At 59.4% G+C, this 330-nt stretch carries 1 pseudogene; it reads right to left on the reverse strand.

The features are described 5' to 3' along the window. A pseudogene (locus C6558_RS39410) lies at positions 1–229 on the reverse strand (tripartite tricarboxylate transporter substrate-binding protein); the annotation flags it as partial. Between the last annotated feature and the right edge of the window lie 101 nt (positions 230–330).

A 330-nucleotide genomic window follows, 5' to 3' on the forward strand; every position in this document is an offset into this window, starting at 1 on the left:
TGCCAATCGAGCCGTTCGCGCCGGGCCGGTTTTCGACGACGACCGGCTGGCCAAGTGCGGGGGATAGCTGCTCGGCGATCAGTCGCGCGGTGATGTCGCCTTGGCCACCCGGGGCATAAGGCACGATCACTTGTATCGTACGATCTGGATAGGTCTGTGCGATGGCTGGCCCGGCTAGGCCCGCCACAATCGCCAGTAAAAGAGCTCCGCCTTTGAAAAGCTTATTCATTCTCTTGTTCCCTTCGTCTTTTTCATTTGGCCGTGCGAAAGCCCACGGTCAGGCCCGGCGATATTGAGACGCACCATATCTCGCAGAAGCTGGACGATCGC

This window comes from Ensifer sp. NM-2 (genome assembly GCF_003024455.1).
Classification (GTDB): domain Bacteria; phylum Pseudomonadota; class Alphaproteobacteria; order Rhizobiales; family Rhizobiaceae; genus Ensifer; species Ensifer canadensis.